This window comes from Oligoflexus tunisiensis (genome assembly GCF_001748245.1).
Classification (GTDB): domain Bacteria; phylum Bdellovibrionota_B; class Oligoflexia; order Oligoflexales; family Oligoflexaceae; genus Oligoflexus; species Oligoflexus tunisiensis.
On sequence record NZ_BDFO01000001.1, the window covers coordinates 6783511 to 6808627 of the forward strand.

The following is a 25117-nucleotide window of genomic DNA, read 5'->3' on the forward strand; positions in this document are numbered from 1 at the left end:
CCTGATAACCTTCCAAGGGGAGTTCCTAATGATGGACATCAATCCCAGCCGTCCCGATCCGCAGCAAACCGGCGAACGGCCTCTGAATTTAAGTGATTTTGCGCAACGCAACCAAATCACTGAGGACCGTGTCTGGGAGCTGATTGAGGATGGGGAATTGGCCGCTCGTTTTGTGAATGATGAGATCCTGATCCTGCGCGAACAGGATGCTCTGACGGAACCTGAGATCGATCTGCCGGGCGCGCCCGACATTATGATCAAGGCTGAATCCGTGATATCACCCAATCCCGCGCGGACCGCACTGCCTGTGGAGCCTGAGCTGCCGCTGACCATGGCCATGAATGCAGCCCTCGAGCCGGAAACCCCCATGCCGGTTCCCAGGCTCCACCTGAACGCCAGCATGGAAACCGAAATGGAAAGCGAAAGCGTTCCTGAAACCCTGGCCAGGAAGGAAGATCATCCCAAAGCGGATGAGGCCAGCCTGCCGACGGATGATTACCGCGATCTTCTGGTGTTCGCCCAGGACGCGATGAACCGCACCATGGATCTTTCGCGCCAGCTTCTGGCCACCAAGGATGAATTGCTCCGCCTGAAAGAGGAAAGACTCCAGGAGTTGCAGGCCTTCCTGCAAAAGAATGAGCTGGAAATGCGCCGTTTGCGCAAGAAGGTTGAGGACTTGGAGACGCTCTGTCGCATGACGCACAATATCTAGGATCCTAACCCCCGGTCATCGCTAAGTAAAATTACCAGTCACCCGGCAGACTTTTCCTCTTGAGTCGGGCCGGGCCGCGGTCGATAGCCTTCCATGAAGAGTCGACTTGTGGAACGGGGTTTGCCTTTGCGAAAGATTTGTCTATCAGCACTGATCCTGAACCTGCTCAGCGGTGGGTGGGAAACCGTGCGAGCTGAGGAAATCCCCGAATCCTTTGTTCCTGTTCGTCCCAATGCTGTGGGTGGGGCCTTTACGGCCATTGCCAATGATGAGGATGCGATCTGGACCAACCCGGCCGGTATCGCGAGAATTCGCAAGGCCCGCAGTCGCTCCACCGTGAATCTGATCAAGATTCCCGCCATCGTCGTCGGAGCCAATACCAAGAGCAAGGAATTCATCCAGGGCGTCGGCAACAACTCGGAAAACGCCGATCAGATTGCCGCCCAGGCCGATGAACTCGGGGATAAACCCTTCTGGGCCACCACCGGCGCCTACCCTTTGATGATGTTTGATATCGACAAGCTGCCCGCCGTGATCGGTGCCTATACAACAACCACCCTGAAATCCGTGGTGAACGAGGATAATCCGGAGCTGGCCAACACCAACGCTGTCTCCGATGTCGGCGGTATTTTCGGAGTGGCCTTTACCAATCGCAACAATCGCTTTAACGTCGGCGTCCAGGCCCGCTACCTGGCCCGTTATGCCTATGAAGACAAGGTGCCGCTCACGACGCTGGCCGACGGGCGCGCTCTGCAAAAACAGATCAAGGAGAAGTCCAATAAATCAACAGCCCTGGCTGTGGACATGGGCATGCTCTGGACCTTCGCGGATTTCTGGTTTCCGACCATTGGGGTGGCGGTGCTGAATGCTCCCAGCGGCTGCCGTGCCAATTATCTGAACCCCTTCAGCAAGAGCCGTATCAATGTCTGCGGCACGGTTTTCAGCGGCGAATTTGCCAATGAAGAGGCGGTTTCCACCGTGGACCCGACCGACATTCGCTACGGGGTTTCGATTACGCCCCGCTTTGGTAACAAACTCGGCGCCCGCATCGCGGTGGACATGCATCACAATGTGGTCATCGCCGGTGACAAGGTTTACGGACTGGACGGTCTGGACCTCATGAAACAGCTGCATGCGGGGATTGAATTTTTCACCGGCAACCCCCTCCTGCCCTCGCCTGTGACCTTCGCCTTTGGCTTGAACCAGGGCTATTACACGGTCGGTGCCTCGGTGCGCCTTGGGGCCCTTTCCCTCGATTTTGCCAGCTTTGGTCGGGACATCTCGTCCACCTCCAGCCCCAAGGAGGATCGTCGTCTGCTCGGCGGTCTGTCGCTCGACTTCTAAGCACACCCTTGCCCATCACAGTCAAAAAGACTTTATCCAATCCGAACTGTTTTCCCTTTGTGTCAACTCGCTGGGAAATTTGCTAATATTCCAGTATATCTTGCAAGACATCCTCAACCCCCAGGACGGGACACCGAGGGTTTCCTGGATCTGTCTCATCAAAAAAGGCTTGGCATGAGAGTAAAATTCACTACCCCTCTTATTTTGGTAACGTTGGCCACAGTTCCCGCTTGTATTACGTCGCGCCCCCACGGTACAGCGCCGCGCAGCACAGCCAAGACATCGAGCGCTGCCAATAAAGCCAAGCCACTGGCCAAGGAAGGGCATAAAACACAGGGCGGGCCGGTGGCAGCACCTGTCGTGACTCCTGACGCGACTGCGGCCCAAACCGATTTAACGCACACCTTCACGCGACTCAGCGATCCGACCATGCGGCTGATGGACGAGGACGTCCGTGTGGCCACAGCTCTGCATCCTGCTCCCAAAGGCAGCATGGAGGAGGCTGTTGTGATCCTGGCGCAATTGCGTTTTCTGAAGATTCAGACGGAGCAGAGCAGCAAGTTCCAAAGCCGCGACCTCTATGCTGAAGAGAATGCTGCAACGACAGGCACTGAACCGACCGCCTCCCGGCCGTCCATGGAAAAACAGTTCAGCGATCTGGGTATCGACCTGGTCAGCAGCTTTCATCAAAATCAGCATTTAAAGAATCTTCCCACCCTGGCTCTGGTGAAAAAGCTGCTGGAGCAGACCAATAACAGCGTCGCGTTCCAGACTGGTATGCAGACCATCATCGATCAGGAGGCGCAGAAGTGGGCCGCCTTGCAAAAAGCAGTGCAGCCGGAGAGCCCCGAAACGCCGGAAACTGCAGCAGCACCTGCCGAGGCAACAGCCGAGAGCCTCCCTCCTGCGGAACCGATGCCAGCGGCCCTGGGCGAAGTGCAGACCGGACCGGCCGATCTCAAGCGCAGCGATGCGATCCTGATGCAATCGCAAAGGCTCGCGGACAAGGGTGAATTCAAACAGGCCATCGGTTTTGCGGAGCGCATTGACACCCGCGATCCGTTCTTCGATCAGGCCAAGGAAAAGATCAAAGTTTATAGCAACCGGGCCGTGCAGGACCTTCGTCAGAAAGCTGCACAAGCCTTTCAAAACGCCATGCCCGTGGCCGACAATCGAGCCAAGGCCGCTTACCTGAAACAAGCCAAGGAACTTTTGGAACAGGCGCTCAAGGATTATCCCGTTGCGGATCAATTGGACACTGTTCGTGATAATCTGGCTGTGATTACGCGGGACCTGAGCGGCATCGACCAGGAGGCTGGCGACAACACTCCAAAGACGCAATAGGACCCATGTTAGCTTTAGAAAACCTGCAAAAAAGTTTCGGCAGTCGTATCGTCCTCGACCATATCAACTACCGATTTCCGGATGGAGAAAAAGTGGCTCTTGTCGGTGCCAACGGCGCAGGCAAGACCACGCTTCTGAATATCCTCACTGGTCTGGAATCCGCCGACGCCGGCCGCATTGTGACATCCCAAAACCTCAAGCTGGGTTATCTGCCGCAGGAGCCCGAGGCCAATCCCAAGGACACGGTCCTGGCCGATTGCCTCGCCGGACATCGCGAAATCTATGAACTGAAGCTCCGCATGGAAGCTGCGCTGGAAGCCCTGCAAACCGAGAGTTCCGAGGAGCTGGTGGCCCGCTATGAAAAAGCGGAAAGTCAGTTCTCACAGGCCGGTGGTTACAGCCTGGAGGCCAAGGCCAGTGGCATCCTGCATGGCCTGGGCTTTCGTCCCGAACAGATTCACCAAAGCCCCAAGGCCCTCTCCGGCGGCTGGCGCATGCGCCTGGAACTGGCGAAGGTGTTTTTGAATGAACCGGATGTGCTGGTCCTTGACGAACCGACCAACCACCTCGACCTGCCGAGTTTGATCTGGGTCGAGCGTTATCTGCAAAGTTTCCGCGGCACGCTGCTCTTCGTGTCCCACGATCGGGCGCTGCTCAATCGACTCGCGACCGTCACGCTGCATCTCAGCCACGGGATATTGAAAGCCTATCGCGGTAACTTCGATGCGCTGCTCGAACAGCGGGAGATGGAAGAGTCGCAGATGGAATCGAGACGGCAGAATCTCGAACGTCAGCGGGAACAGCTCGAAACCTTTGTCGAGCGGTTCGGAGCCAAGGCCAGCAAGGCCCGCCAGGCCCAATCCAAAATGAAACAGATCGCGAAGCTGCGGTCTTTGGAAAATGAACTCGATCCCACGGCTGCGGAACAGACCTTTCATCTGCAGCTGCCGCCCGCACCGAGCTGTGGCCGTGATGTTTTAACGGTGAAAAACCTGAACATCGGTTATACCAAACCGCTCGCCACGAACATCAACCTGCTGATGGAACGCGGCGCCCGCGTGGCCATCATCGGCAGCAACGGCATCGGCAAATCCACCTTCCTGAAAACGATCGCCGGGCAAATTCCCACCCTCGGCGGTGAGGTGCAAACCGGCCATCAGGTTCGCATGGCCTATTTCGCGCAAAATCACGGGGAAATCCTGGATCTGAACAAGACCGTTCTGGAGAACGTGCTCAGCACGCGCGCCGACCTCGGTGACAAGGAAGCCCGGCAGATTCTGGGTTCCTTCCTTTTCTCCGGTGATGATGTGTTCAAACCGGTCAAGGTGCTCTCAGGTGGAGAAAAAGCGCGAGTCGCACTCTGCCGTTCGCTCCTTCTGCAGTCGAACCTGCTGGTGCTCGACGAACCCACCAACCACCTGGACATGTCCTCGGTGGAAGTGCTGATCGAAGGTCTTGAGGCCTACACCGGCACGCTTCTGTTCGTCAGTCACGACCGGACCTTTATCGAAGCGCTCGCCACGCATATCTTTGTGATGCTGCCTGACGGACGTTCCGCCCTGTTTCATGGCAAGCTCGAGGATTACAAACGCCTCGCGGCCCAGCAGGGTTTTCCCGATGTTCTGGATGGTGGTGAAACCAAAGCCCCACAGACCAAAATGGTGGAAAGCCGCGAAACGAACAATGACTTCGAGCTGGCCAAACAGCTCAAGCGGGATCGCAGCCGCCTGCAAAAAAGCATGGAAAAACTCGACGCGGATCAGCACAAGCTGCGGCATGGCCTGGCTCAGCTCGAAAAAAAGCTGGCGGATCTCGACCCGAATGATTACGTGAAAGCGACGGAACTCAACCGGACGCTGCAGGAGGAAACGGGGCGGCTGGAAAAGCTGGAAGAGGAATGGCTCGAAGCTGCCGAGGGTCTGGAACAGGTCGAAAAACAGCTCGGAGCCATGGGGCGTTTGAATTAGGCTTCAGGATCCGCATCGGGTTCTTCCGTCTCCTCGGTGTCCTCGGGACGATAAGTCCGCGAACGCGTGCAGGGGATGGGCTCACCCTGTTTCACAGCGGACAGATCCGCTTTCAGAACGTCCGGCTGCGTCTTGCGCAAATGCGCTATGGCATCTTCCGGAACGGCGAAAAAAGGATAATCGCTATAGGCATAGGACTTCAGAAATTTTTTGGGACCTTCCATCATGCCGCAAAACAGGAAGGGATAACGCAGGCGTTTTTTCAGCTGCAGGAGCTCGGCGAGAATGGAAGTGCAAACGTCCTTCTCATCCTGAAAATCAACGATCAGATAATGCAGCTTGTTGGCCACAAGCCAGTTGTGAATGCCAACGGCCAGCTCTGCACAGGGACGGCAGTCATTGCCTGTCGTGCAAATGTCGACCGCATTGAGGATCACTGCTTCGTCGATTATTTCGGGAACAAAGTCCATAAGTCTCTCGATCTCCCGCTGTGATTTCAGACTCGATACGCCCGTCGATTTCCGCAAAAAAACTGAGGGAATATATCAAACACCGTTCAAACATCAAGATCTATCTTGTCCGCAGAGGAAGACGGAATCCTGCTTCCAAAGCGTTGCTTGCGATCGATCCACTGACCAATGACGCGTTTTCGCATGCTATTCAAATCAACTTTTTCCAGTGATTTTCGCATTCTAAGAAGTTCATCCGCCAGCTGCCCGCGCAGGTTTTCAAGACTAACGTTTTCAAACAGCCGACTCTTCATTTCCACGGGAACCTGGTCCTCGCCCAGCAGCTGCAAAAGCCGTGCATCGTCTGCGGAATCATAGGCGCTGACCTCGACCAAATGGCGCGTATGCAGCACGCAGCTGAGACCGATCTGCAGGCGGTAGAGGGTGGCCTGCGTGTCCTGGGGATGGGGCAGCTGCTGCAGCTTCAACTGGAGCTGCCAGAGGCCCCCATTGGCATCCCTGAAGTCCCGCAAGCCCTGGCGTTCCACCCAGTGATTGAACTCAGCATCGGCACTCGCTACACTGGGGATCACTGGGCGTCTTGTTGTCCCCGCCGGGGTCGAAAAAGACATAGGCGCCGTGCTCCTCATTTCAATCAGGATTCATCGTGTCCCTTCTTATTGTATCGAAACCCTTGAGCCGTATAAAGATGGGCGGAATTTGCCTGCTTCTCTTCGCACTCAATGCAGGCTGCGTCTATCGTTTCAGTAATACCGCCCTGCGCCCACCCGTTGGGGTCCGCACCATCGCTGTGGAAGCCGTCTATGATGTGAGCCGCGAAGTCATCCCGCATGAACTGCTCTGGTCGGCCGTGCAAAGGGAACTGGCCCGCAGCGGTCGTTTGATGGTGACAAGCCAGGACGAAGCGGACGCCATCATGCTGATCACGCTCAACCGGGCTTCCGTCAATCCCACAGGCACACCGAGCCGTGAGGCCATCAATCGGGATCCGGTGGTTACGGAAACGGAAAAGCCTGCTCCCGGGGAATTCCGGAACCTCAAGCGCGCGGGCAATCGAACCACAGATGAAGCCGTCAACATGACAATTAACGTCGAAGTGCACGATCTCAAAACACGGGCTGTGCTTTTCACACGCAATTATAGCGCCGGGACGACCTTTAAAAGTTTGCGCTCAGAAACCATCACGCCCGCCTCCAGCGCCTATCTCAACTATGAGGAAGCGCTGCAAGCCAAGGTGAAAGAGCTTTCGGCACAACTCGCCAGCCGGATCGTGGCCGATTTCCTGATGTGAGAGCCCTGGAGCCTGCCAGAAAACCCCCAGGTCCAGGCGGCCCAGTCATGCAAAGAGGTAGGATGCCGCGCCTATTCACTTGTTCTGGGGAAACGGCTCTCCTATAGTAGTCACGATCTGTCTTACTTACAGGAGAAAACCAATGGCTTTTAAACTCCCGGAACTGCCTTATGCCCAAGATGCCTTGGCGCCTCATATTTCCGCCGAGACCCTGGAATATCACTACGGCAAGCATCATCAAACTTATGTGACCAACCTCAACAAGCTGGTTGAAGGCACTCCCAATGCTGAGAAAAGCCTTGAAGAGCTGATCAAAACCACCGAGGGCGGACTGTTCAACAATGCCGCTCAGGTTTGGAACCACACCTTTTATTGGTACTGCCTCAGCCCCAAAGGCGGCGGCGAGCCCAAGGGAAAAATCGGTGATCTGATCAAGCAGAACTTCGGTTCCTTCCAAAGCTTCAAGGAAAAATTCACCGATGCAGCGCTGACTCAATTCGGTTCCGGCTGGGCCTGGCTTGTGAAAAAGCAGGATGGCTCGATCGGCATCGAGAAAACCTCCAACGCCGGCTGCCCGATCACAACGAATATGAAGCCGCTGCTCACCTGCGATGTATGGGAACACGCCTATTACATCGACTACCGCAACGCCCGGGCCAAGTATGTCGAGGCTTTCTGGAACCTCGTGAACTGGGACTTTGTGGAAAAACAACTCTGACCACAAAAAATGGATCGATCATTCCGATCGATCCATTATCATTTCCAGCTTGAATGCCTTGCTCATCTCTGAGCATAGTCCCGCAAGACTTGAAGATTCTATCAGCCCACGGCCCCATTCTTGTCACGTTTGATGGGGTTCGTAAACACCAGGAATCACCCAGAAGCTAACTGTCCAGCCAATCATGAACAACCTTTCGGTAAGCTCAGCAGCGCTTGCACAGTTTTTTGGAGTTTATTTTTTTTCTGAAGAGAGCAATGTCTTTCCTTGAATCGCGTCTCTTATTTGGGTGGAGACGTGAAACAGAGAGGCACAAGACCATGTCAGAAAAATCCAAAAGAGCGATCTTACTAGCAATATCGACGCTGCTGAAAGGCGGCATGGAAATTCATAAAGTCGTCCAATATATTCACTCGACTTACTGTTTGAATGCGGATGAGGCAGAGCAGCTCGTAGCGCAAGCCCAGACGCGCCTGCACCTGGTCGCTTAAGAGTCCTTTAGCCAGGTTACGGACTGCCAACGCTTGAGTGCATGACGGAGGGAAGCTTCTTTTTGAGGGTCACCCCCACGTGCAGACAGATCGGCCAGCTGCTGACGAAACTTGAAAACCTTGATGTAACAGAGGCCCACAAACAGCAGCATGGCTACGGCCAGATACGGCCGTCCCCAAAGCAAGGGGAGTATCCAGGCCACATGCAAAAGAACTTTAATCCCAACCATCATTTTTTTTCCATAGACGAAGGGGCCCGGGCTAAAAACCGGGCCCTCACATTAACCTTGCAATTGTCTTTTTCCTGCTCAGGGAAATGGATCCAGAAATCCCAGGTATGTTCACCTTCCGGCATCTGCGCGGTTTCAAAGTAAACGCCGATGCGATTCTGAGCGGGATAACGACTGACCGGATGCTTGATCATTTTTTCCACGGCCGGCATGTCACGGATGAGCCGTGGGAAGAAACCGAGTTCAGCCGCCTTGCGACTGATTTCAAAGTGCAGCGCAAAGAGCCGTCCGTGATTGCGACCCAGTATCTTATAGCGGCATTTGCTGCGATCGCAATACTTCTCGGAGGGCATGCGCGCCGAACCCTCAAAGTCGGGGTTCAGGACCTGCAGATCCAGGTTTTCGAGTTCGCTCGCGTCCCAGAGCCATTCGGTATCCTTGTCGCCAAGCCAGGTATAGTAAATCCCACTGCCGCGCCGCAGATATTTTTTTGCATTCACAGGCAGGGTCAGAATCATCGGCATGAAGACCGAATCATCGAAAAAGTTGACCTCGGGCATGAGCGACATCTTGATCTTGAAGTAGAGGATGCGCAGATAAAATTTCAGTCCTCCCATCAGCCCCATATCCCCGCTGCGTTTGGAGGAAATAAAGGCGTCGATGTCCTCGGAATCGAAATGCAGCGTGAAAAAATTCTTCACATCCCCCACGATCAGAAGATCGGACTGCGAAGCAACCGGATGAAAGGTCTGGAAGGCCGGGTCAGCGAGATGGATCGCATCGAAGACGAGATGATTGCGCTCGCTGTAGTGGTATCGATAGTATTTGGCCGTGACCATGCGGTCTTTTTCCTGCAGTGTGACCGGATCCGTAAAATCCTTGGGAACAAAGGCCTCAGGACAGCTGGCGAGGTAGGCAAACCCTCCGGGCGCATCCAATTCCACAACATTGGTGGACTGGCATGGACCCGCGCCTTTTCCATCGAATTTGGGGCCAAATTGCTTCGTAAAGAAGGTCAGCCGATCGAAGGGAACGATGGGCTTTTTCATCCAGTCCTTGTCCTCGGGGAAGAGCAGACCGCCCTCTTCATCCAAAGGATCGAGCTGCAAGGGCAGCTGGACCCAGCGACCGGGCCAATCGGGTCGGAACGCAAAAAGATGCAGATTGGAACGGGGAAGGGTCCAGCGCTGTTTCAAGGGAACCTGATGCATCATGCGAAAGCCGGGGCAGGCTGCGGCCCCTGAACCATAGGGGGATAGGGAGCCGATGAGGAAAGCTGTCAGGAGGCGACGCCATCCGCTGAAATATCGTCGAATTCTGCAAGAGCGTATTGGCATAAAAGATCCGTAATGAGATCTGTCTGTCGCGCATCCAGATCCAGGTAGCGAACACCATGCAGATAACGCTCTTCGCTTTTCTGCACCCAACGAACTTCCACCTGGATCTTTTGCAGGCCAAAACCGGCCAGCTGCTGATGCAGGACGCCATCCATCGAGTCAATATTCAGTTCCATGCTGGTGCCACGGGGAATCAGGCCCGGCAGAGAGAAGCTCATGCCCGTCGAAGAGAAATTTAACAGATGAGCCGGTCCGGATAAAGTTGTGAGAAGAATACGCTCCGGTTTGGCAACGCTCCAACGGCGCTCCACCCTGGTCAGGTAGGCTGTGGTTTTGTAAACCTCCTCGGCCTGTGCGCGCAGCTCTGGCTGGCTGAGGAACGGATCATATTCCCAGGACTCGACCATTTCGATGTGATGTTTGATGGCAATCAGCCGCCGCTTGGCCCGGGCATTGATGGTGCCGAGTGGCTCCACCAGTTCCTTGGTCGTCGGTCCCACCAGCACGGAATGAGGCAGGCAGGCTCCTTCCAGTCGCTTGGCGAAGTTCACACCGTTGCCGATAACCGTAAAATCCAGCTTTTCGCCACTGCCGAGGTTGCCCAGAAACACAGCGGCCGTATTGATGCCAATCCGCAAAGGAAACACCGGTTCCCGACGCTTGGCGGCGCGGATCATGCGGGGCACGTTGGACCTTTGAATGTCGAGAGCGGTAAGAACAGCCTGCTCGGCGTGATCGGTGGATTCCTTGTCATCCTGGAAGGAATAGCCAAAGAAACAAAGCAGCCCATCCCCGAGCGTTTTGTTCACGATTCCACCGTGTCGATGGACGGTTGCGCTCAGTTCCTCGATGAGGCTGCGGAGACTTTCAAAAGCGGTCCGTGGCAGTTGATTTTCGACCATCAGCGAGAAACCCACGATGTCGATAAACATGATGGTGAGGACCCGTTCCCGTGCTTCCAGGGCGAGACGCTCAGGATGCTTCGACAGTTCATTCAGGACGGTTTTTTCCACCGTGCCCTGCAGAGTTTGCTTGATGTACCACGACTTCAATTCCATCGCCCGAATCCGGAAGCCGGCAATGCTGAGTCCGACGAAGAAAAAGCTCATGCTGGGTCCCAACCAGGGGAAGACCCAGCCGAGCCAGGCGAAGGCATAAAAACATATCAGAGCCCAGAGGCAGAGCGTGCCCGCCAGGATCATGATCAACATAGCCGGGCTCAACCAGAAGGCGAGGAGTCCGGACAAACAGCCGAAGCCTGCGATGAGCCAGGGGCCGGCTTCAATCGGCCGCAGCCATTCCTTTTGCAGCATGCTGTTGAGCACGGCCAGATGCGAGAAGGCACCCGGTATCATTCCAATCGGACTGGGTTTGAAGTCGACGTTGCCCGTGTAATACATCTGAATAATGTAAACAAAATCATCCGGACCGATGCGCTGGAGTTCCCGCTGCTGCAGACTGGGCTTCAAGAGGCGGCGCAAAGGTCGCACGGAATTGGCCATCCCGGCTCGATCCGGGAAGTTGATAAAAGCACTTCCGTCACGGGACAAAGGCAATTCGCTGCCATTCACATAGAGCTGGCCCTGTTTGAAATAGGCATCGTCAATGGCGCGGACCATCACGTGAGGCAGGAGCCGGTCCTTGTTCAGACGGATAAAGGGATGAAAGCGGCCTTCCTTCTGTCCGTAATGGATATGTCCAATCCGATGGAGAGCGTCGCGTAAAAAGACATCGGGTCCATAGACGAAGCCATTGCCGTAATCAACCACCGGCAGAGCGGCTGCTTCCTGCTCCGGGGTCAGCGGGGACTGGGGCAGCTGGCGGAGGTAGTTGTTGACATCGAAGGCTGGATCGTTGAGATCCCAGGATTCACGCCCTCGAACTTCCGTGAGACGTGCATAGGAACCCATCAAAATAGGGGTTTTCAGGGCTTTCAAACGCCCGGCGAGCTCGATGCGTTCGGCCTGTTCATCCGGCGCCACATCCGTGACCGAGAACACGGAGTCGATCACGATGGCCTTGGGCGAACGCGAGTCGATCGCCTCCAAAAGTTCGACCCATTGACTCAGCTTCAGGTTGGAACTCTGCATATAGGAGATGGTTCGGTCATCCATCCCATACGACTTGATGTGTTCGTTGACCTGGGGCGCGCGCTCCAGACGCTGCCGCATCTGAAAGAGCAGAGGATTGACGATGCGGGTTTCCGCTTCAACCGCGAGGGGTGACAGCTCCCAAAGGGTGAGTATCACAATCCAGAACAAGGAAATCCCGACCGCCAGTCGAAAACTGACTGATGGGCTTTGTAACCAATGTCCGGGTTCGCGGCTCAATCCGACTCCTTGCTGAGATGGTCTCTCTAGCGGTATCGGTGGAAATTCCACAAACCAAAGGACAGGGGCCTTGGCAAAAACGGAAGTCTGCGCTGTTTTCCGGCGTGGTTCCCACGGTTCGCTCTGGTTTCCCTCAAAGCATTCCCCTATGATTGAACATGTCAGGAGTCTGTTTCGAAAGGAAAATGCCGCGATGCAACAGTTTGTTTCCCGGAAAAGCCGCGCCGTCCTGGGGTGGCTGGTCATGTTCTTCGGTTTGGGTATGGCATCTCATTCCTTCGGAAAACCATTTGTTATCGGCAGCTTGGAGGATCCTTCACAGATCTATCCCCTGATGCAAAAGGCCGGGGCAAGCAAAACCGTTCGGCACCTGACCAATCCTCCCATCCTCACTGTGCGAAACGATGGCCGCATCATCTGCATCCTGTGCAAGGAAACTCCGGAACTCATGAGCCGCCGGGATGAAGAGAAGAGCACGACCACCTACATGGTGGAGCTGGAACTGAAAAAGAAACTGACCTGGGGCGACGGCTCTCCCATCACGCCACAGGATGTCAAATACACATTGGAAACCATGGCCCTGACGGATTACGGCAAGGGCAGGGATCCTCTGCTGCCCATTCGCCGCATAGAAATGGATAAGGATCAAAAGAACAAAATGCGTTTGATCCTCACGCATCGCCGTCCGGATGCCTTTCAACTCTTTGCGATCTCGCTGCTGCCGTCGCACAAGGCCGACGTTATTCAAAAGCTGCAAAAGGATCCCAAGGATGCCGCCTGGTGGAATCGTCTGCAGGATCCAGGGCTCTACTACGGTGCCTATGTTGTGAAAAAGGCAGGCCCTGACAGCTGGCAGCTCGTTTCCAACTCGGAAGGGGAATGGGAGGAGGCGCCCACGCAGGACCTGGAGCTGCGTCTTTACAATGGAATTCCCGCGCTGGCCAAGGCCCTGCAGAACGGAGACGTGGATCAAACCGCTGAAGGGGAATTGAGCTGGCTCGACTGGCTGGAACTCAGGCAGCAGGTGCCTGGACTCGAACAGAAGTTCGGTCTGCAAAGCCGGCCCGGCCATACACTGGAATTGATCATTCTGAACCTGCGCAGTCCCCTGCTGGTCAATCCTCAGCTGCGGCAGATCCTGCAGCATGCGATTCAAAGGCAAACACTGGTGCAAAAGCAGCTGCAGGGTCATGGAGCGGCGGCTTTCACCTCCCTGCATCCGGCCCAGCTGGAGCGTATGAACGATAAGGTCAGCGATCCCTATCAGCCGCAACGCGTTGCCCAGCTTCTGGAGCAGATCAGGGGACGCAAGGCCCCGGATGGAACGCTCACCATTGATGGGCAGAAGATCAATCTCGTTCTGACCTGTTCGGATGAGCGGATGAAGTCAGGCTTCTATCAGCCGGTCCTGGAGGATTTGCGCAAAATCGGGGCGAATGTTCAGCTGCAGGTCGTGCCTGAAGCGGAGTATGTGAAGGAGACCCTGCCCCAGCGTCGCTTCAAGGATATGGCCTGCATGCGCTGGAAGCTGCCGCCTCTGTCGCCGCCCATCAACCTGATGCACTCGCTGGCGATCCCGAGCTCGGATAACAATTATTTCGGCAGCAACTACAGCGGCTGGGATATGAATGTGGTCGATCGCATCCTGGAAAGCATGCAAAGGGATGCCGAGCCGGGGCATCTGCAAAGGCTTTTGTCGCGTCTCGACAAGCAGCTGATGAGTGAACTGCCAGCCTTTCCGCTCGTGTTTCTGCCGGATGTCTGGCTAAATCGGAAGGAACCGGGAAGCAAGGATATCCTGGAGACGCAGGAACGGATTGCCGCCTGGCCCGCGGCTGCGAACCTGCCCGTTCGAAAACTCTGAGTATCCTCTAAAATGCGGCACCGAGCACAAGGACATTGGATGAGTCGTCGTGTTCGTAGTCGCCAAGAGCGGTGATCCCGTTGCGCCGAACCCGGACTCTATCCTTGCTTTTGCTGGATTTCATAAGAACCAGCTCGACAAAGAACTGATTGTTGCGAATGAAACCACCCAGCCGCAGTTCATTCGAAACCAACTTGGTCTCAACATCCTTGTTATCGCCGGGGACAAGGGTCGGATCAAACAGGAACACGCCTTCCTGTTTGGTGATGCTGCCCTTCACGCCCACCATCGGCAGAATAGCAAATTCCGCCCCAATGCCAATGGCCAGGGTCTTGCGGAAATACTGCTCGACTTCCACACCGCGCAGAAAGATATTTCGTTGATTCACGGGACTGGTCGTGTCCTCGTCCCGATCATCGTGTTTATAGGACCATTTTAGAACGGAAAGCCCAAGGGACAGACGATCGGAATACTTAAAACCCAGCTCCAGACCACCGAGTCCGGGATCCGTAATAATCTTCTGTTCGCCTTCAATGGTGGCCTTGCCCCGCAGCGGCGGGGCGGTAAAGACGCCAATGTTGAGGGCATTGCCAACCTTGTAATTCACACCCAGGGAATAACCCGACATCGTACCCTTGTATCGGGTTCGATCATCATTGCCCACCCCGTAGCCGCCGAGCAGATCCGCCTCGTGCGACTGGTAGCGGAATGTAAAGGCCCCGCGGAGTTGGGGCAGAAGATCGACCACGAATTTCATTTTGTAATCGCGTACCCAGAATTCCTCAAAGACCTCGCCGTTTCTCTGATCGGATTTTCCCGTGATCTGCCGGGAATGTTCATCCCCGGAGAGGCCGAAGGCGGCACCGCCCAACGGCAGTTGAAAGCCGAGGGCCACATCCCTTTTATTGGTGGCATGCTGAATCCGTGCCGGGGCATTGCCATCGGGATTGATGAGATAGCGGGATTCCTCGCGCCGATCCAGCCGCAGGCCGCCGATGATCGTGCGATCGGTGGGAATGGCGGCCGGGTTCACCTGAAAAGGATTCGGTATCAGAAGAGACGTGACAGGCCAGGCTCGCTCCTCGACATTGTCTGCGAGCAGAGTTTGCGAACCGAGTAGACAGAGCGAAACGAAAGCCTTCATTGGCTTCATGGCCGGCCCTTCCTGGATAATTCATCCTTCACGCAAGACGCACAAACCATTTTAGCTGGTTTTGAGTCGGGTGAGGGCAGGAATTGATTCCAAATACGTCCGATAGGTTGTGGTATAGGTTGCGCCCAGGGTCAGCTCCAGGACCGCACCTCCGAGATTGCTCGGACTCAGGGTGAAGGAGCCGCCAGGTTCCTCGGCACCCGTTTCCCTGTTGATGCTGACCGTCCGCAGGTTGTCATCGGTGACGCCAACCGCCCGTCCCCCGAGAATGCCGCCGCCGACCATCAAAGCACCGCCCACAGGCCAATGATCGCGACCGGCGCTATTATTCACTTTGGGAGTCCGTCCAAAATCAGAATAAATGACGATCAGGGTATTGTCGAGCTGGTTGGCCGCTCTCAGCTCGGCAACAAAGCGGCCCAGAAGATAATCGAAACTTTCCACGATGGGTTGCATCGAACGTTCCTGGCCGGCATGGGTATCAAAACCACCGACACCCAGGTTCAAACAGGTGACGAGATTGTTCTTCAGGAGCTTGAGCGACAGAGCAAAGGAATCCCGCATGCCGTTGTTTACTGTCATCGGGGCATTGACAGTAAAGGGCGAACGGTCATCGTTGGTCAACTCCAGCTTGCTGCCCACATTCTCACTGAACTGGGTCTGAATCTTGGAATGGGCCGAAGCCACGGCATTGAGCCGATCATGCTCACCGGTTCGGGCCCTGGCCCGTTCGATGGAGCTATTGAGATAGTTGAGCACCAGCATCTTCTGCTCAAGGGCGTCGCTGCTTTCGGGGTACATGGACCGATAAAGGTTGAGGTTTTGCGCCCGCACCACGGAGACAGGACTGAGGAGTCCACGGTCGATCTTCGTGTTCATCCCACCATTCAGCTGAATGATGGGAATGGTTGCGCTGCTTTCACTGGCCACGATCGCAGGAATGGATGCGGCGTTCACGTTACCCGAGTTGCTGAGCACACCGGTATCCATATACACGGGTCCGGCGTCATGCGAGGTCGTTCCCATATTCAGGCCTCGCACGACCACAACATCCTGCCCCATGGCGGCCGTATTCGTGAGCCAGCGCCCGATCCTGTCCGTGCCACCCGCCAGCGTTTGCGCGGCACCCCAGTCGTACATCATGTCGATGCCGGACGTGGAGGAGGGTTTGGGATCGGTAATTTCGAGAATATCCCAACCACCGCTCATATTGATCCATACCAGGCGGCGCTGAGGAGGATACAGTCCGGCCCCCAGAGCGCGAGCTCCTGGCAGAAATTGCGAGGCCATCAGGAATCCTGCCATATAAGTGCCGCCGAGCAGCAGCTCACGCCGGGTCAAATCCGGCAGCTGCGCTGGATGACAGATGTGTCCATGGCCAGGACCTTTGATGATGCTTTCCTTGAGAGCCTGCTTGTCGATTTTCTTTTTCATGGATCCTTCTCCAGCCAACAGGTGACCGCATCCTTGAGATTGAAAACCTCAGAATTCGCAGGTCCTGGAGGCATAATGCCGGAGGCCATCATTTGAATGGCGATGGCCCGTATGGGTCGCCACTCCTCTTCCGTCCTCAGGGGCTGACGACCGCCGGAACCGTTGTGACAGCCCGTGCAAAGATTCACGCGGGACTCGACATCACCGGCAAAGGTATAGGCCCGATCCTCACAAGTCGTGGCGGTGGTCGGGAACTCGCCGAGCGGCGGATCATGCAAAGGATCGGTCGCAATCCCATCGCTGCGCGTGCCTTCCAGGAAAGCGGGATGCGTGCTGATCGCATAAACCAGCTCACGGAAACTGTAATTGGTGGTCAGGAAATAATCGGTGAGTTTGGTGCGCAGACTTTCCTCATCCATATAGAACTTGCGGCCCATGAGCCACTTCCAAACATTTTGCACGGTGCAGGTGGCAAAGGCCTTGTCGTCACGAATGATGTTGGCAAGATCCGCAAGGCTCGTCCCGGTTTTACTATTAAAGGTGGTGGAGACGGTGGCCTGAGCGCCGCTATAGAGCTGCCCACCCTCACCCCAGACCAGAAAGAAATCGGCCAGGGGATCAAGGACGTGATGGCAGCCCGAACAGCCAGGAGCCTCACGCAGGTTGCCGGGATCCTGAGGGAACACACGAGGGAGATCCGCGGTGAATTCCCGACACAGAAGACGTTTATACAGCTCGTTGGCTCGCGTCCGATTTTTATCGTAACGACGCAGCCAGCCGAAGGTGGAAAGGATGCCCGCTGAACTATAGTCATAGCCCGAGGTTTTCAGGAGACGAAACCGTGTATCGAGGAAGGCCGTGCTGCGCACGATGTCCACGACCTCTTCACTGAGGTTCAGTTCATCAATCTTGAAGTGATGGCGCTGCCCATAAAAATGCGCGACGGCCCCATCCACGGCTGTGAGTCCAGGTTCCAGAACCTTGGTATAAGGATAGTTTTGCACCACCACCGCCGTGGCCAGGCCTGCGGCCTGACGGCTCAGGGATTTGATCACGGCATAGCGGGAGTCAAAGGTTTCCGTGGTGCCGAGTTCGGCATTGCGGGCTTCCTCTTCATTCGGGCTTTCCACAAAACACGAACTGAGATCCTGCCCGCAGGCTTTCACAATCGAAGGACAGGCCCAGGCGACAATGCCGGGATACCAGAAAACGGAGACCGGTTGTTCCGCGGCCAGAGGGCAGCCGGATCCGAGGCGGGAATCCTGGTTGCTCGCCCAGATGCAGCGGAAACGGCCGTTATTGCCATCGAGGCGACCGCAGGTGATGCTGGCAAATTTTTCCTGTTTGCCATCGATGTCGTCGCGCAAGAGTTCCTGCAGATATTCATCGGGAAGGCCGACCCCCAGCACGCGCTCATGATAACGCAGCACAGAATCATAGAAGCCATCGCCATCGAGGAAGGTTCGCACGGCGGTTTTATAAGCGGCATCCGAAACGGCGTTCGTCGCGAAATCCTGATCGGTCGGCATCGTTCCGGTCAAAAGATACTGGGCCCGCCTCAGAGCGGCCGGAAGGTCCTGGGCAGCCTGCACGGTGCCGCTGTACAGTCCCAGCAGGAGAGTGGCGATAAAAATTCTGCGCATGATGGTCATAACAGCAAAGCCTCCGCATCGAGCAGCAGGGTGGCACAGACCGGAATATAACTGGCCTGGGTCACACGCCCATCCACCAGCGCTGTCTGCAGAATTTCGTTGAGCTGAGTCAGGGCCTCGTCTGTGATTTGACTCGACGGCAATCCAATGAGGCGCTGGGCCAAGAATCTGATGTTGGTCGTGGTGTCCGCGGGATCCGCGGGCAGTATGGAATCCCAACCGGCATGCTGCCATTCATCGGGATTCACCAGCCCTTCACAGATCTCTTCCGCCACTTTTAATTCCGCGAGCAGGGAGGTGGCATCATAACTCTCCTGGGGCACGATCGCGAAGTTATCGCTCGCGCCACCGAGCAGCATGCGGTAGGCCTCCACGCGACCGATTTCACGGGCGACGACTGAGCCCTGCTCCCGATACTGCAAAAGGAGCTGACGGACGAAGGTATCAGGATCCGGCCGCACGCCGGCAGGGGCATGGCTTGTGGTGATGGCATGAACTTCAGCCAGGGCCGCTTCATCCAGGCTGCCGGCTTTTTGTCCCAGGGAGGCACCCAGGACTTCGGCTGTGCTGGTCTCGCGGGTTCCGGAGTTCAGGCTTTTCTTTCTGAAGACATAACAGCCAGGCAAAATCTGCCAGACCAGGGCCAGGATCATAATCCTTACCCAGGGTACGCTTCGCGGGCGACGCACACGCAGGCCAAACATAGGAGTCCCTCCACCTCAAGTCATTCGGCAGATCCCCTGACATATTCAGTTCCCTGAGTTACTTCTTTGATTTCTACGTTTTGCGTATGGTTAAAAATTGGATTGGATTCCAGCAATTCCGCCAATTCCGAACAATTTATACCGGGCGTTAAATTCCGGTATGCTTTGCCCGTCGGTACCCTGAACGCCGATGAGTCCGCCGAAAACCGGCACCCCGATATTGGCGGTTAGCTTCAGCTGAAGCCCCAGCATGGGGATGGTATCCATGGACACGTTCCGATTGTCAGCATAGGAGAGGCTTTTGTAGATCAGCGTGGATTCGAGGTCCAGTGCGCCGGACAGGGGAAAGAATCCGGCCAGCTGGACCCGGAAATAATCCTCCTTCACGGTCGCGCCCCGATCGGTGCGATTGCCGCCACCGCTGGCTTCAATGGCAGCGAATTCCCCAAAGATCAGACCCCATTTCACCTTGGTCCGCATGAAGATGGCAATGGTGGTGGGATCATAGATGCGATCCTCGACCACAAAGGTCGATTCATCGATGCTCGTGCTTTTGGTCACATTGCGCTTTTTTTCAGCTGCAGCCTTGAAGGAAAAGCCACCATCAAAGTTTCCGCCATGCTTCACAACCACGAGGTGTCCGTAGGAAGCGCTCGCGGCCTCGTACTTGTCGGTCGCGGTGAAGAGGGCGGATTCGGATTTCGCCTCGAATTCAGTCACATGGTAGCCATCCACGCCGAGAACAAGGTCCAGCGCATTCTGCGTGGCATAAACGAACTCCAGCCGCGGCTTGGCCTCCAGCCAGGTGGATTCCGTGACGATCACCGGCGTTTGCTCGCCCTCCTCCTTGCGGTAGTTGACCAGGGCGGGAAGCGTCAGGCGGAGGGAGGCATTGCTGCCGATCGCAAACTGCTGCATATACTTGACATAATTGATCACATTGCGATCAAAGGTCCGGGTTTCGGTGCCGCTGGTTTTCACGGAACCGTCGAGCAGTACGGATTTGGCGACAGCTTGAAAACCCGGCGTCCGTCCGAAGACAACGGCATCGCGGCCGATGGTGTCTTCATACAGCACCTCATAGGTAAACGCCTGCGCGGATCCTGATGCCAGAAGACCTGCAAACAAAAGCCGTCGGGACCAGGGCGATGGACCGGGCATGATGCATTCCTTTGTTGACTGTCGCAAATGGGGCCTCCCCATTTTAAACTGTCACGGAATTGGTTCCCAGTCCTTTCCCATCAGCGAGAGTGAAGTCTGGCCGCGGAAGGTGTTCTTGCCCGCATGGACAAGAAAGCGGGCGCGTTTGGCAAATTCCAAATCTTCGATCACATCATGAAAGAACATGATCTTCTGCATGGCTCCACCGTCCGGAATCACCATCACAGAGGTATGCTTGGGCTCGCCGGTGGCGCGATCCTGGAGAAAGCGCACGTTTTTGACTTCGCCTTCCATGCAAAAGAGCGGCTCCTCGAATCCATGACCAAAGGGTTTCATGTGTTCGAGTTCATAGGCAAGGTCCAGATGCAGAAGGTGCCCGGGCACCTCGCAATCAAAATGGACCTTGCTGGTCCAGATATCGGGCTCGATGACCTTGATCTGCTGCGCATATCGAATAAGAGCGGTGCGAATCGCCTCTTCATTCTCGCGTTTGAAGGTAAAACCACCAGCCGCGCGGTGGCCGCCGAATTTTTCGAAAAGATGCCCGGCGGCGGCCATGGCATCGGTCACATCAAAACCCGGGATGGAACGTGCCGAACCCTTGCAGACTTCCTCCTGCCGCTCAAAGAGCCAGGTCGGGCGCCAGAAGGTTTCCGCGATCTTGCTGGCCGCGATGCCCACCACTCCGGTGTGCCAGCCTTCAGAACCCAGAAACAGCACCGGCTCGTCCGCATGCTGCCTGGCCAGAACCTGCGCTTCGCGCACAATGCGGTTCTGGATCAGCTTGCGTTCTTCATTGCAGGTATCCATGAAGCTGACCAGGGCCTCCGGCTCATTATGAATAAAGGCATGAATCACTTCACGGGCATGATGCAAGCGTCCGACGGCGTTGATTCGTGGACCGATGCGAAAGCCCACATCCTTTTCATCCAGGCCTTTATTCAAGGCGCAGGCTTCCTTCAGACGCTTCAGCACCTTGCGCTCGCTCTTCAGGAGAGAGCGCACGCCCATGTTCGCCAGTTTATGGTTCACCCCGTTCAGCGGCACCACATCACAGATCGTGGCCATGCCGACCAAAGCGAGAATATCGTTCCAGGCCTGGGCGGACACAGCAAACTGTTGAGCTATCTTGCGCAAAAGGACAAAGGTGATCCCCGCCCCGCACAGTTCCTGATATTCGGGACTCGGATGCATCTTCGGATTGAGAATAATGCAATCCGGCATCTTTTCCGGTTGAATCTTATGATGATCGGTGCAGACAAAGATGACCCCGCGCTCTTTACAGTAGGCGGCCTCGCGGTTGGCCGTGATGCCGGTATCCATCGTGATGATCAGATCGGCTTTCTCATCATCGATCAAATGCTGGACGGCCTGCAGGTTGAGGCCGTAGCCCTCCTCAAAGCGGCAGGGGATGTACCACGTGAAGTTCGTAAAGCCGATGGCCTCAAAAAACCAAATCCAGCTGACACAACTCATGGTGCCATCGACATCATAGTCAGCATAAAGGGCAATGCGCTTACCCTGGCGAATGGACTCGCTAATCACAGCGACGGCATCCAAAAGACCATAATCTCCGTACTGGAGTTGGTCGATCGCCGAAAATTGGCGATTTTGTCGAATCATTCGGGAAATATCGGCCAGATTGCGCGGACGCTCCGTTTGATGGGCTGACCACTTCTGAAATTTTTGACCCACTCGTGTGCCCTCCGGTACCGGATCATACCAGGGGCAGATTCTGCCTTCCACGGCTAAAGTTTTGCCGGGCGACGGCCGAGATGTTTTGCGAAAGATCATTATTCATTGCCTCGCAGGACGTGAGGTGACTGACTTTCAGGCTTAAAGGACAGGACGTCATGAAGGTGCAAACCATTCGCAGACCGATTCTCATGCTCTCGTCATTGCTCATCTCTTTTCTGCTCGTAGGTTGCTTTGGAGGTGGAATTGATCCCACCGAAGACCCCGTTCAACCCGGTGAAGAAAATGAAGCCGCCAACGTTGAAGAGGAGGAGTTCGCCGAGGACAACGCCATGATGAATGAAAACATGATGATGGAGAACGAGGGCAACTTCAGCAATGAAGATATGATGGGCGACAACATGGGCAACAACATGGGGAACAACCAGGGCAACAACCCGAACTTCAACCAGGGCATGAACGACATGAACAATGAGGGCTTCAATAATGTGGCCGAGGATAACTTTCTCAATGGCGACGATGCCAACTTTATGAACACCGGCGAGAATCAGGGCAATCTGTTCGGCAACAATCAGGGCAACATGTTCGGGAACAACAATCTTGGCCAGAATGGCAATAATGGCCTCGGCAACAATAATTTTGGGTTGAATGAGGGGGATCAAGGCGATGGTGCATTGATCAATGGCGCCAGTGAAGATATTCTGGAGTCACCAAATGTTAATATGGGCGCAACAGATAATGGGCTGGCGGAGTCAGATCCAGACAGCGTACTGGCCCCTGTTGCAGAAAATCCGACGGCGCCTGGCGGTGGTGGCGCTGCGACCGGTGGCGTTGTGCGTTATGTAACGCCCGGTGGATCGAAACTTTACGACAATCCGAATGGAACGGCCCTGCGAAACCTTGAACAGGGCGACCATCCGTTGGTTAATGAAGAAGGTGAATGGTCACGTACATCAGATGGTTACTATGTGCCATCTGCAACGCTCACCTCAGCTCCTATCGCGCGGCTCAAGCAGCCCAAGGAATGGAGATAGATCGATCAAAGTGCTCCCGGCTTTTCTGGGTTGACACAGCTGGAATTTGCTGGTTCCCTTGTCGACTTCAGAACCTGTTGGGTTATAATGGAATTTCAACTCAAAGGAGGGAACTGGCATGTTCAAATTGCGCAGCTGCGCAGTGGCTGCAATTCTATGCCTTCAGCCCGCATGTAACCCGTCTCAAAATCGTGACAGCATTCAGCCACAACCTGTGAGCCCAGCTGTAAAAACCAGCAAGGTCGAAGCTCCGGCTGTTTTCGTGACCCGGCATCAGGTCGAAAAAGGCTCCAGCATATATCAAACGCTGAAAAGCGAGGGTCTTAATCCGCAAACCATCCTGGAGCTCGTGAAAGCCGCGAAGCCCATTTTGCCTTTGCAGGACGTCGCCTCGGAAACCGCCTTCGAACTCACCTGGGACGGGCCGGAGCGCAATACACCATTGAAATTGGCCTTGAGACACGCCGCCGACTCAAGCCTGGTAATAGAACGAAATGGCCCCGGGCTTGAGTGGACGGCTTCCAGGATCGAACATCCGATTACCGTCGTCCAAAAAACCTTTCACGGCTTCGTCAGCAATAGCCTTTGGGAATCTGCTGAATTCGTAGGCATGGATCCCACGCTCATCACCAGTCTGGCCGAAGTTTTTGCCTGGCAGATCGACTTCAACCGCGAAGTGCGACGCGGCGATCGCTGGCGCCTGACGGTGGAACAAAAGCTGGTCGATGACAAAACCATCGGCTGGGGCAATATCCTGGTCGCTGAATATGAAAACAATGGTCAGGTCTATACGGGTATCCGCTTTCCTGCGCAAGGCGAAAAAGCCTCGTATTATTTCCCGAACGGTCAAAGCCTGAAGCGCATGTTCATCAAAAGTCCGATCAAGTTTGGACGCATCACCTCGGGTTTTTCGCGCAGCCGCTTTCATCCCGTCCTGCACGTGCATCGTCCGCATAATGGAGTGGACTATGGTGCTCCTTCGGGAACTCCCGTGATGGCTGTGGGCAGCGGCACCATCGAGTCGATCGGCCGCAAAGGTGGATCGGGCAACATGATCAAGATTCGGCACAACGGCACCTATTCGACCGCGTATCTGCATCTGAAGGGTTTTGCCACCGGTCTGCGCAAAGGTTCGAACGTGGAGCAGGGTCAGGTGATCGGTTATGTTGGTTCCACCGGTCTCGCCACCGGACCGCATCTCCACTTCGCCTTCTATGAAAACGGTCGTTATATGGATCCACTGGGCCTGCGCTTCCCATCGGCGGACCCGGTTGCCAAAAATCAGCTGCCCAAATTCAATCAGCTCGTGCAAAACGCGCTGCGCACGCTTCCCGACTGGCAGCTGGCTCAACAGGATACGCCGTCAGGGGATAAGCATCCGACGGATGACACGCACACCGTTCTGCGCTAAACGCTTCGCCCGCAAGCCTGCTCCTGCAGGCTTGCTCGTTCCTCTCCTCCTCGCCTTTTACAGCTGATGTTCCTGCGGCAGCATCTTAAAATCCGCTGAATTCAACGAAAATGATTTGTCCTGACTGAGCGGGGCATACAGATCCTTGCTGATCGGATACACGCTGTCGACGGTAATGCGAATCTGGTCATCGGCCTCCACAAAACAGGCAGCGGAGGCGACCGCATGATTGCGGAAGGATTTGCTGATCAGGGCGGGGGAAGGAAAGACCTTTTGCGGATAAGGTGGAATCCGTCCCGTGGTCGGTACAGTAATTTCGACTCGCGGCAACTCTCCGGCCGCACACTTCACCGCCTTCAGACAGTCGCCTGCGTTGGTGAAACCCGGTCCTGTAAGCTGCGCACTGAGATCGGCATAGCCGGAAAGTTCGGCAGGAACGGGTCGGCAAACGGTGGCAAAGCGAATTGTATAGGTTTCATCGGCTGAAGTCAGGTCACTCATATCCAAAGCCTGGCGTCGGGTCAGAGTGAGAACTTTTTGATCGGCGGACACGACCACGGGAACTAACACATCACGAAAGCGGAGATCCCGTTCAATCAGTTTCTGCAGCTGATCGTTCACCGTCCGAGCATTTTCACGGGCTTTGCCGACCGCTCGGCCATCATCCGCCTGGCGAAAGAAGCGGGCGCCGATGACCAGCAGAATTCCTATGATGGCCGTTGCGATCAAGACCTCAACCAGCGAAAAACCCTGAGTGTCCGATGTAGACCTCATG

22 protein-coding genes are annotated in these 25117 nt (G+C 55.5%); 10 read left to right on the forward strand and 12 right to left on the reverse strand.

Going from position 1 to position 25117, the window contains the following annotated elements; genetic code table 11:
- The first annotated feature begins 28 nt into the window (after positions 1-28).
- From OLTU_RS28180 to OLTU_RS28195, 4 genes are all read left to right on the forward strand, one after another.
- The gene (locus tag OLTU_RS28180; RefSeq protein WP_141736062.1) at positions 29-712 is read left to right on the forward strand and encodes a hypothetical protein; all 684 of its coding nucleotides are present in this window, start codon (positions 29-31) and stop codon (positions 710-712) included.
- Between the two features lie 93 nt (positions 713-805).
- Positions 806-2056 carry a PorV/PorQ family protein gene (locus OLTU_RS28185; RefSeq protein ID WP_141736063.1) on the forward strand — a complete coding sequence of 417 codons (1251 nt, stop codon included), beginning with the start codon at positions 806-808 and terminating at the stop codon, positions 2054-2056.
- A 213-nt stretch (positions 2057-2269) separates the two neighbouring features.
- Complete coding sequence (locus OLTU_RS28190; RefSeq protein ID WP_218110332.1) at positions 2270-3400, forward strand: hypothetical protein; 1131 nt, start codon at positions 2270-2272, stop codon at positions 3398-3400.
- 5 nt (positions 3401-3405) lie between these two features.
- Positions 3406-5367 (forward strand): ABC-F family ATP-binding cassette domain-containing protein, encoded by a 1962-nt coding sequence (locus OLTU_RS28195; RefSeq protein ID WP_141736065.1) that lies wholly within the window; start codon positions 3406-3408, stop codon positions 5365-5367.
- On the opposite strand, the gene OLTU_RS28200 is transcribed toward OLTU_RS28195, so the two are convergent.
- Both OLTU_RS28200 and OLTU_RS28205 read right to left on the reverse strand, forming a co-directional pair.
- Entirely contained in the window at positions 5364-5837 is a 474-nt protein-coding gene (locus OLTU_RS28200) for a hypothetical protein (protein WP_141736066.1), read from the reverse strand. The two genes, OLTU_RS28195 and OLTU_RS28200, sit on opposite strands and share 4 nt — an antisense overlap.
- A gap of 86 nt (positions 5838-5923) precedes the next feature.
- Positions 5924-6448, reverse strand: coding sequence for a hypothetical protein (locus OLTU_RS28205; protein ID WP_141736067.1), 525 nt, complete (start codon positions 6446-6448; stop codon positions 5924-5926).
- 35 nt (positions 6449-6483) lie between these two features.
- Between OLTU_RS28205 and OLTU_RS28210 the strand changes: the two genes are divergently transcribed.
- The 3 genes from OLTU_RS28210 (at position 6484) to OLTU_RS32155 (ending at position 8337) form a co-directional block, all read left to right on the forward strand.
- Positions 6484-7128 (forward strand): LPS assembly lipoprotein LptE, encoded by a 645-nt coding sequence (locus OLTU_RS28210; protein WP_141736068.1) that lies wholly within the window; start codon positions 6484-6486, stop codon positions 7126-7128.
- A 142-nt stretch (positions 7129-7270) separates the two neighbouring features.
- On the forward strand, positions 7271-7846 hold the full coding sequence (locus tag OLTU_RS28215) for a superoxide dismutase (RefSeq protein WP_141736069.1): 576 nt from the start codon (positions 7271-7273) through the stop codon (positions 7844-7846).
- A gap of 320 nt (positions 7847-8166) precedes the next feature.
- Complete coding sequence (locus tag OLTU_RS32155) at positions 8167-8337, forward strand: hypothetical protein (protein ID WP_176737044.1); 171 nt, start codon at positions 8167-8169, stop codon at positions 8335-8337.
- Here OLTU_RS32155 and OLTU_RS28220 read toward each other — a convergent pair.
- The 3 genes from OLTU_RS28220 to OLTU_RS28230 all read right to left on the reverse strand — a co-directional run bounded on the left by OLTU_RS28220 (position 8334) and on the right by OLTU_RS28230 (position 12234).
- Positions 8334-8570 carry a hypothetical protein gene (locus tag OLTU_RS28220; protein ID WP_141736070.1) on the reverse strand — a complete coding sequence of 79 codons (237 nt, stop codon included), beginning with the start codon at positions 8568-8570 and terminating at the stop codon, positions 8334-8336. The two genes, OLTU_RS32155 and OLTU_RS28220, sit on opposite strands and share 4 nt — an antisense overlap.
- A complete protein-coding gene (locus OLTU_RS28225; protein WP_141736071.1) occupies positions 8567-9781 on the reverse strand; it encodes a hypothetical protein in 1215 nt (404 codons plus the stop codon). Before OLTU_RS28225 ends, OLTU_RS28220 begins: the two co-directional genes overlap by 4 nt.
- A 65-nt stretch (positions 9782-9846) precedes the next feature.
- Positions 9847-12234 (reverse strand): adenylate/guanylate cyclase domain-containing protein, encoded by a 2388-nt coding sequence (locus OLTU_RS28230; protein ID WP_176737045.1) that lies wholly within the window; start codon positions 12232-12234, stop codon positions 9847-9849.
- Positions 12235-12427: 193 nt separating this feature from the next.
- On the opposite strand from OLTU_RS28230, the gene OLTU_RS28235 reads away from it, so the two are divergent.
- On the forward strand, positions 12428-14098 hold the full coding sequence (locus tag OLTU_RS28235; protein WP_176737046.1) for an ABC transporter substrate-binding protein: 1671 nt from the start codon (positions 12428-12430) through the stop codon (positions 14096-14098).
- 7 nt (positions 14099-14105) lie between these two features.
- Here OLTU_RS28235 and OLTU_RS28240 read toward each other — a convergent pair whose 3' ends face one another.
- From OLTU_RS28240 to OLTU_RS28265, 6 genes are all read right to left on the reverse strand, one after another.
- Complete coding sequence (locus OLTU_RS28240; RefSeq protein ID WP_141736074.1) at positions 14106-15251, reverse strand: hypothetical protein; 1146 nt, start codon at positions 15249-15251, stop codon at positions 14106-14108.
- 51 nt (positions 15252-15302) lie between these two features.
- Positions 15303-16685: a DUF1501 domain-containing protein gene (locus OLTU_RS28245; protein WP_141736075.1), complete on the reverse strand. Its 1383-nt coding sequence runs from the start codon at positions 16683-16685 to the stop codon at positions 15303-15305.
- Positions 16682-18337 carry a hypothetical protein gene (locus OLTU_RS28250; protein WP_141736076.1) on the reverse strand — a complete coding sequence of 552 codons (1656 nt, stop codon included), beginning with the start codon at positions 18335-18337 and terminating at the stop codon, positions 16682-16684. The genes OLTU_RS28245 and OLTU_RS28250 overlap by 4 nt, the downstream gene beginning before the upstream one ends.
- The gene (locus OLTU_RS28255) at positions 18334-19041 is read right to left on the reverse strand and encodes a hypothetical protein (RefSeq protein WP_141736077.1); all 708 of its coding nucleotides are present in this window, start codon (positions 19039-19041) and stop codon (positions 18334-18336) included. Before OLTU_RS28255 ends, OLTU_RS28250 begins: the two co-directional genes overlap by 4 nt.
- A 90-nt stretch (positions 19042-19131) precedes the next feature.
- Positions 19132-20202, reverse strand: coding sequence for a hypothetical protein (locus tag OLTU_RS28260; protein WP_218110333.1), 1071 nt, complete (start codon positions 20200-20202; stop codon positions 19132-19134).
- Between the two features lie 51 nt (positions 20203-20253).
- Positions 20254-21996 (reverse strand): single-stranded-DNA-specific exonuclease RecJ, encoded by a 1743-nt coding sequence (locus OLTU_RS28265; RefSeq protein ID WP_141736079.1) that lies wholly within the window; start codon positions 21994-21996, stop codon positions 20254-20256.
- Positions 21997-22055: 59 nt separating this feature from the next.
- Here OLTU_RS28265 and OLTU_RS28270 point away from each other — a divergent pair, with 59 nt between their 5' ends.
- Both OLTU_RS28270 and OLTU_RS28275 read left to right on the forward strand, forming a co-directional pair.
- Entirely contained in the window at positions 22056-22931 is an 876-nt protein-coding gene (locus tag OLTU_RS28270; RefSeq protein WP_141736080.1) for a hypothetical protein, read from the forward strand.
- Between the two features lie 214 nt (positions 22932-23145).
- Positions 23146-24342 carry a M23 family metallopeptidase gene (locus OLTU_RS28275; protein WP_218110334.1) on the forward strand — a complete coding sequence of 399 codons (1197 nt, stop codon included), beginning with the start codon at positions 23146-23148 and terminating at the stop codon, positions 24340-24342.
- 57 nt (positions 24343-24399) lie between these two features.
- Here the strand turns inward: OLTU_RS28275 and OLTU_RS28280 are convergent, their stop codons facing one another.
- Positions 24400-25116 carry a PulJ/GspJ family protein gene (locus OLTU_RS28280; RefSeq protein WP_141736082.1) on the reverse strand — a complete coding sequence of 239 codons (717 nt, stop codon included), beginning with the start codon at positions 25114-25116 and terminating at the stop codon, positions 24400-24402.
- Position 25117 lies beyond the last annotated feature (1 nt).

Excerpts from the sequence above, each read along its gene's own strand:
- OLTU_RS28180 (WP_141736062.1), top strand. The coding sequence starts at position 29 with ATGATGGACATCAATCCCAGCCGTCCCGATCCGCAGCAAACCGGCGAA.
- OLTU_RS28185 (WP_141736063.1), top strand. The coding sequence starts at position 806 with ATGAAGAGTCGACTTGTGGAACGGGGTTTGCCTTTGCGAAAGATTTGT.
- OLTU_RS28195 (WP_141736065.1), top strand. The coding sequence starts at position 3,406 with ATGTTAGCTTTAGAAAACCTGCAAAAAAGTTTCGGCAGTCGTATCGTC.
- OLTU_RS28200 (WP_141736066.1), bottom strand. The coding sequence starts at position 5,837 with ATGGACTTTGTTCCCGAAATAATCGACGAAGCAGTGATCCTCAATGCG.
- OLTU_RS28205 (WP_141736067.1), bottom strand. The coding sequence starts at position 6,448 with ATGTCTTTTTCGACCCCGGCGGGGACAACAAGACGCCCAGTGATCCCC.
- OLTU_RS28215 (WP_141736069.1), top strand. The coding sequence starts at position 7,271 with ATGGCTTTTAAACTCCCGGAACTGCCTTATGCCCAAGATGCCTTGGCG.
- OLTU_RS32155 (WP_176737044.1), top strand. The coding sequence starts at position 8,167 with ATGTCAGAAAAATCCAAAAGAGCGATCTTACTAGCAATATCGACGCTG.
- OLTU_RS28220 (WP_141736070.1), bottom strand. The coding sequence starts at position 8,570 with ATGATGGTTGGGATTAAAGTTCTTTTGCATGTGGCCTGGATACTCCCC.
- OLTU_RS28225 (WP_141736071.1), bottom strand. The coding sequence starts at position 9,781 with ATGATGCATCAGGTTCCCTTGAAACAGCGCTGGACCCTTCCCCGTTCC.
- OLTU_RS28235 (WP_176737046.1), top strand. The coding sequence starts at position 12,428 with ATGCAACAGTTTGTTTCCCGGAAAAGCCGCGCCGTCCTGGGGTGGCTG.
- OLTU_RS28240 (WP_141736074.1), bottom strand. The coding sequence starts at position 15,251 with ATGAAGCCAATGAAGGCTTTCGTTTCGCTCTGTCTACTCGGTTCGCAA.
- OLTU_RS28245 (WP_141736075.1), bottom strand. The coding sequence starts at position 16,685 with ATGAAAAAGAAAATCGACAAGCAGGCTCTCAAGGAAAGCATCATCAAA.
- OLTU_RS28250 (WP_141736076.1), bottom strand. The coding sequence starts at position 18,337 with ATGACCATCATGCGCAGAATTTTTATCGCCACTCTCCTGCTGGGACTG.
- OLTU_RS28255 (WP_141736077.1), bottom strand. The coding sequence starts at position 19,041 with ATGTTTGGCCTGCGTGTGCGTCGCCCGCGAAGCGTACCCTGGGTAAGG.
- OLTU_RS28260 (WP_218110333.1), bottom strand. The coding sequence starts at position 20,202 with ATGCCCGGTCCATCGCCCTGGTCCCGACGGCTTTTGTTTGCAGGTCTT.
- OLTU_RS28265 (WP_141736079.1), bottom strand. The coding sequence starts at position 21,996 with ATGATCTTTCGCAAAACATCTCGGCCGTCGCCCGGCAAAACTTTAGCC.
- OLTU_RS28270 (WP_141736080.1), top strand. The coding sequence starts at position 22,056 with ATGAAGGTGCAAACCATTCGCAGACCGATTCTCATGCTCTCGTCATTG.
- OLTU_RS28280 (WP_141736082.1), bottom strand. The coding sequence starts at position 25,116 with ATGAGGTCTACATCGGACACTCAGGGTTTTTCGCTGGTTGAGGTCTTG.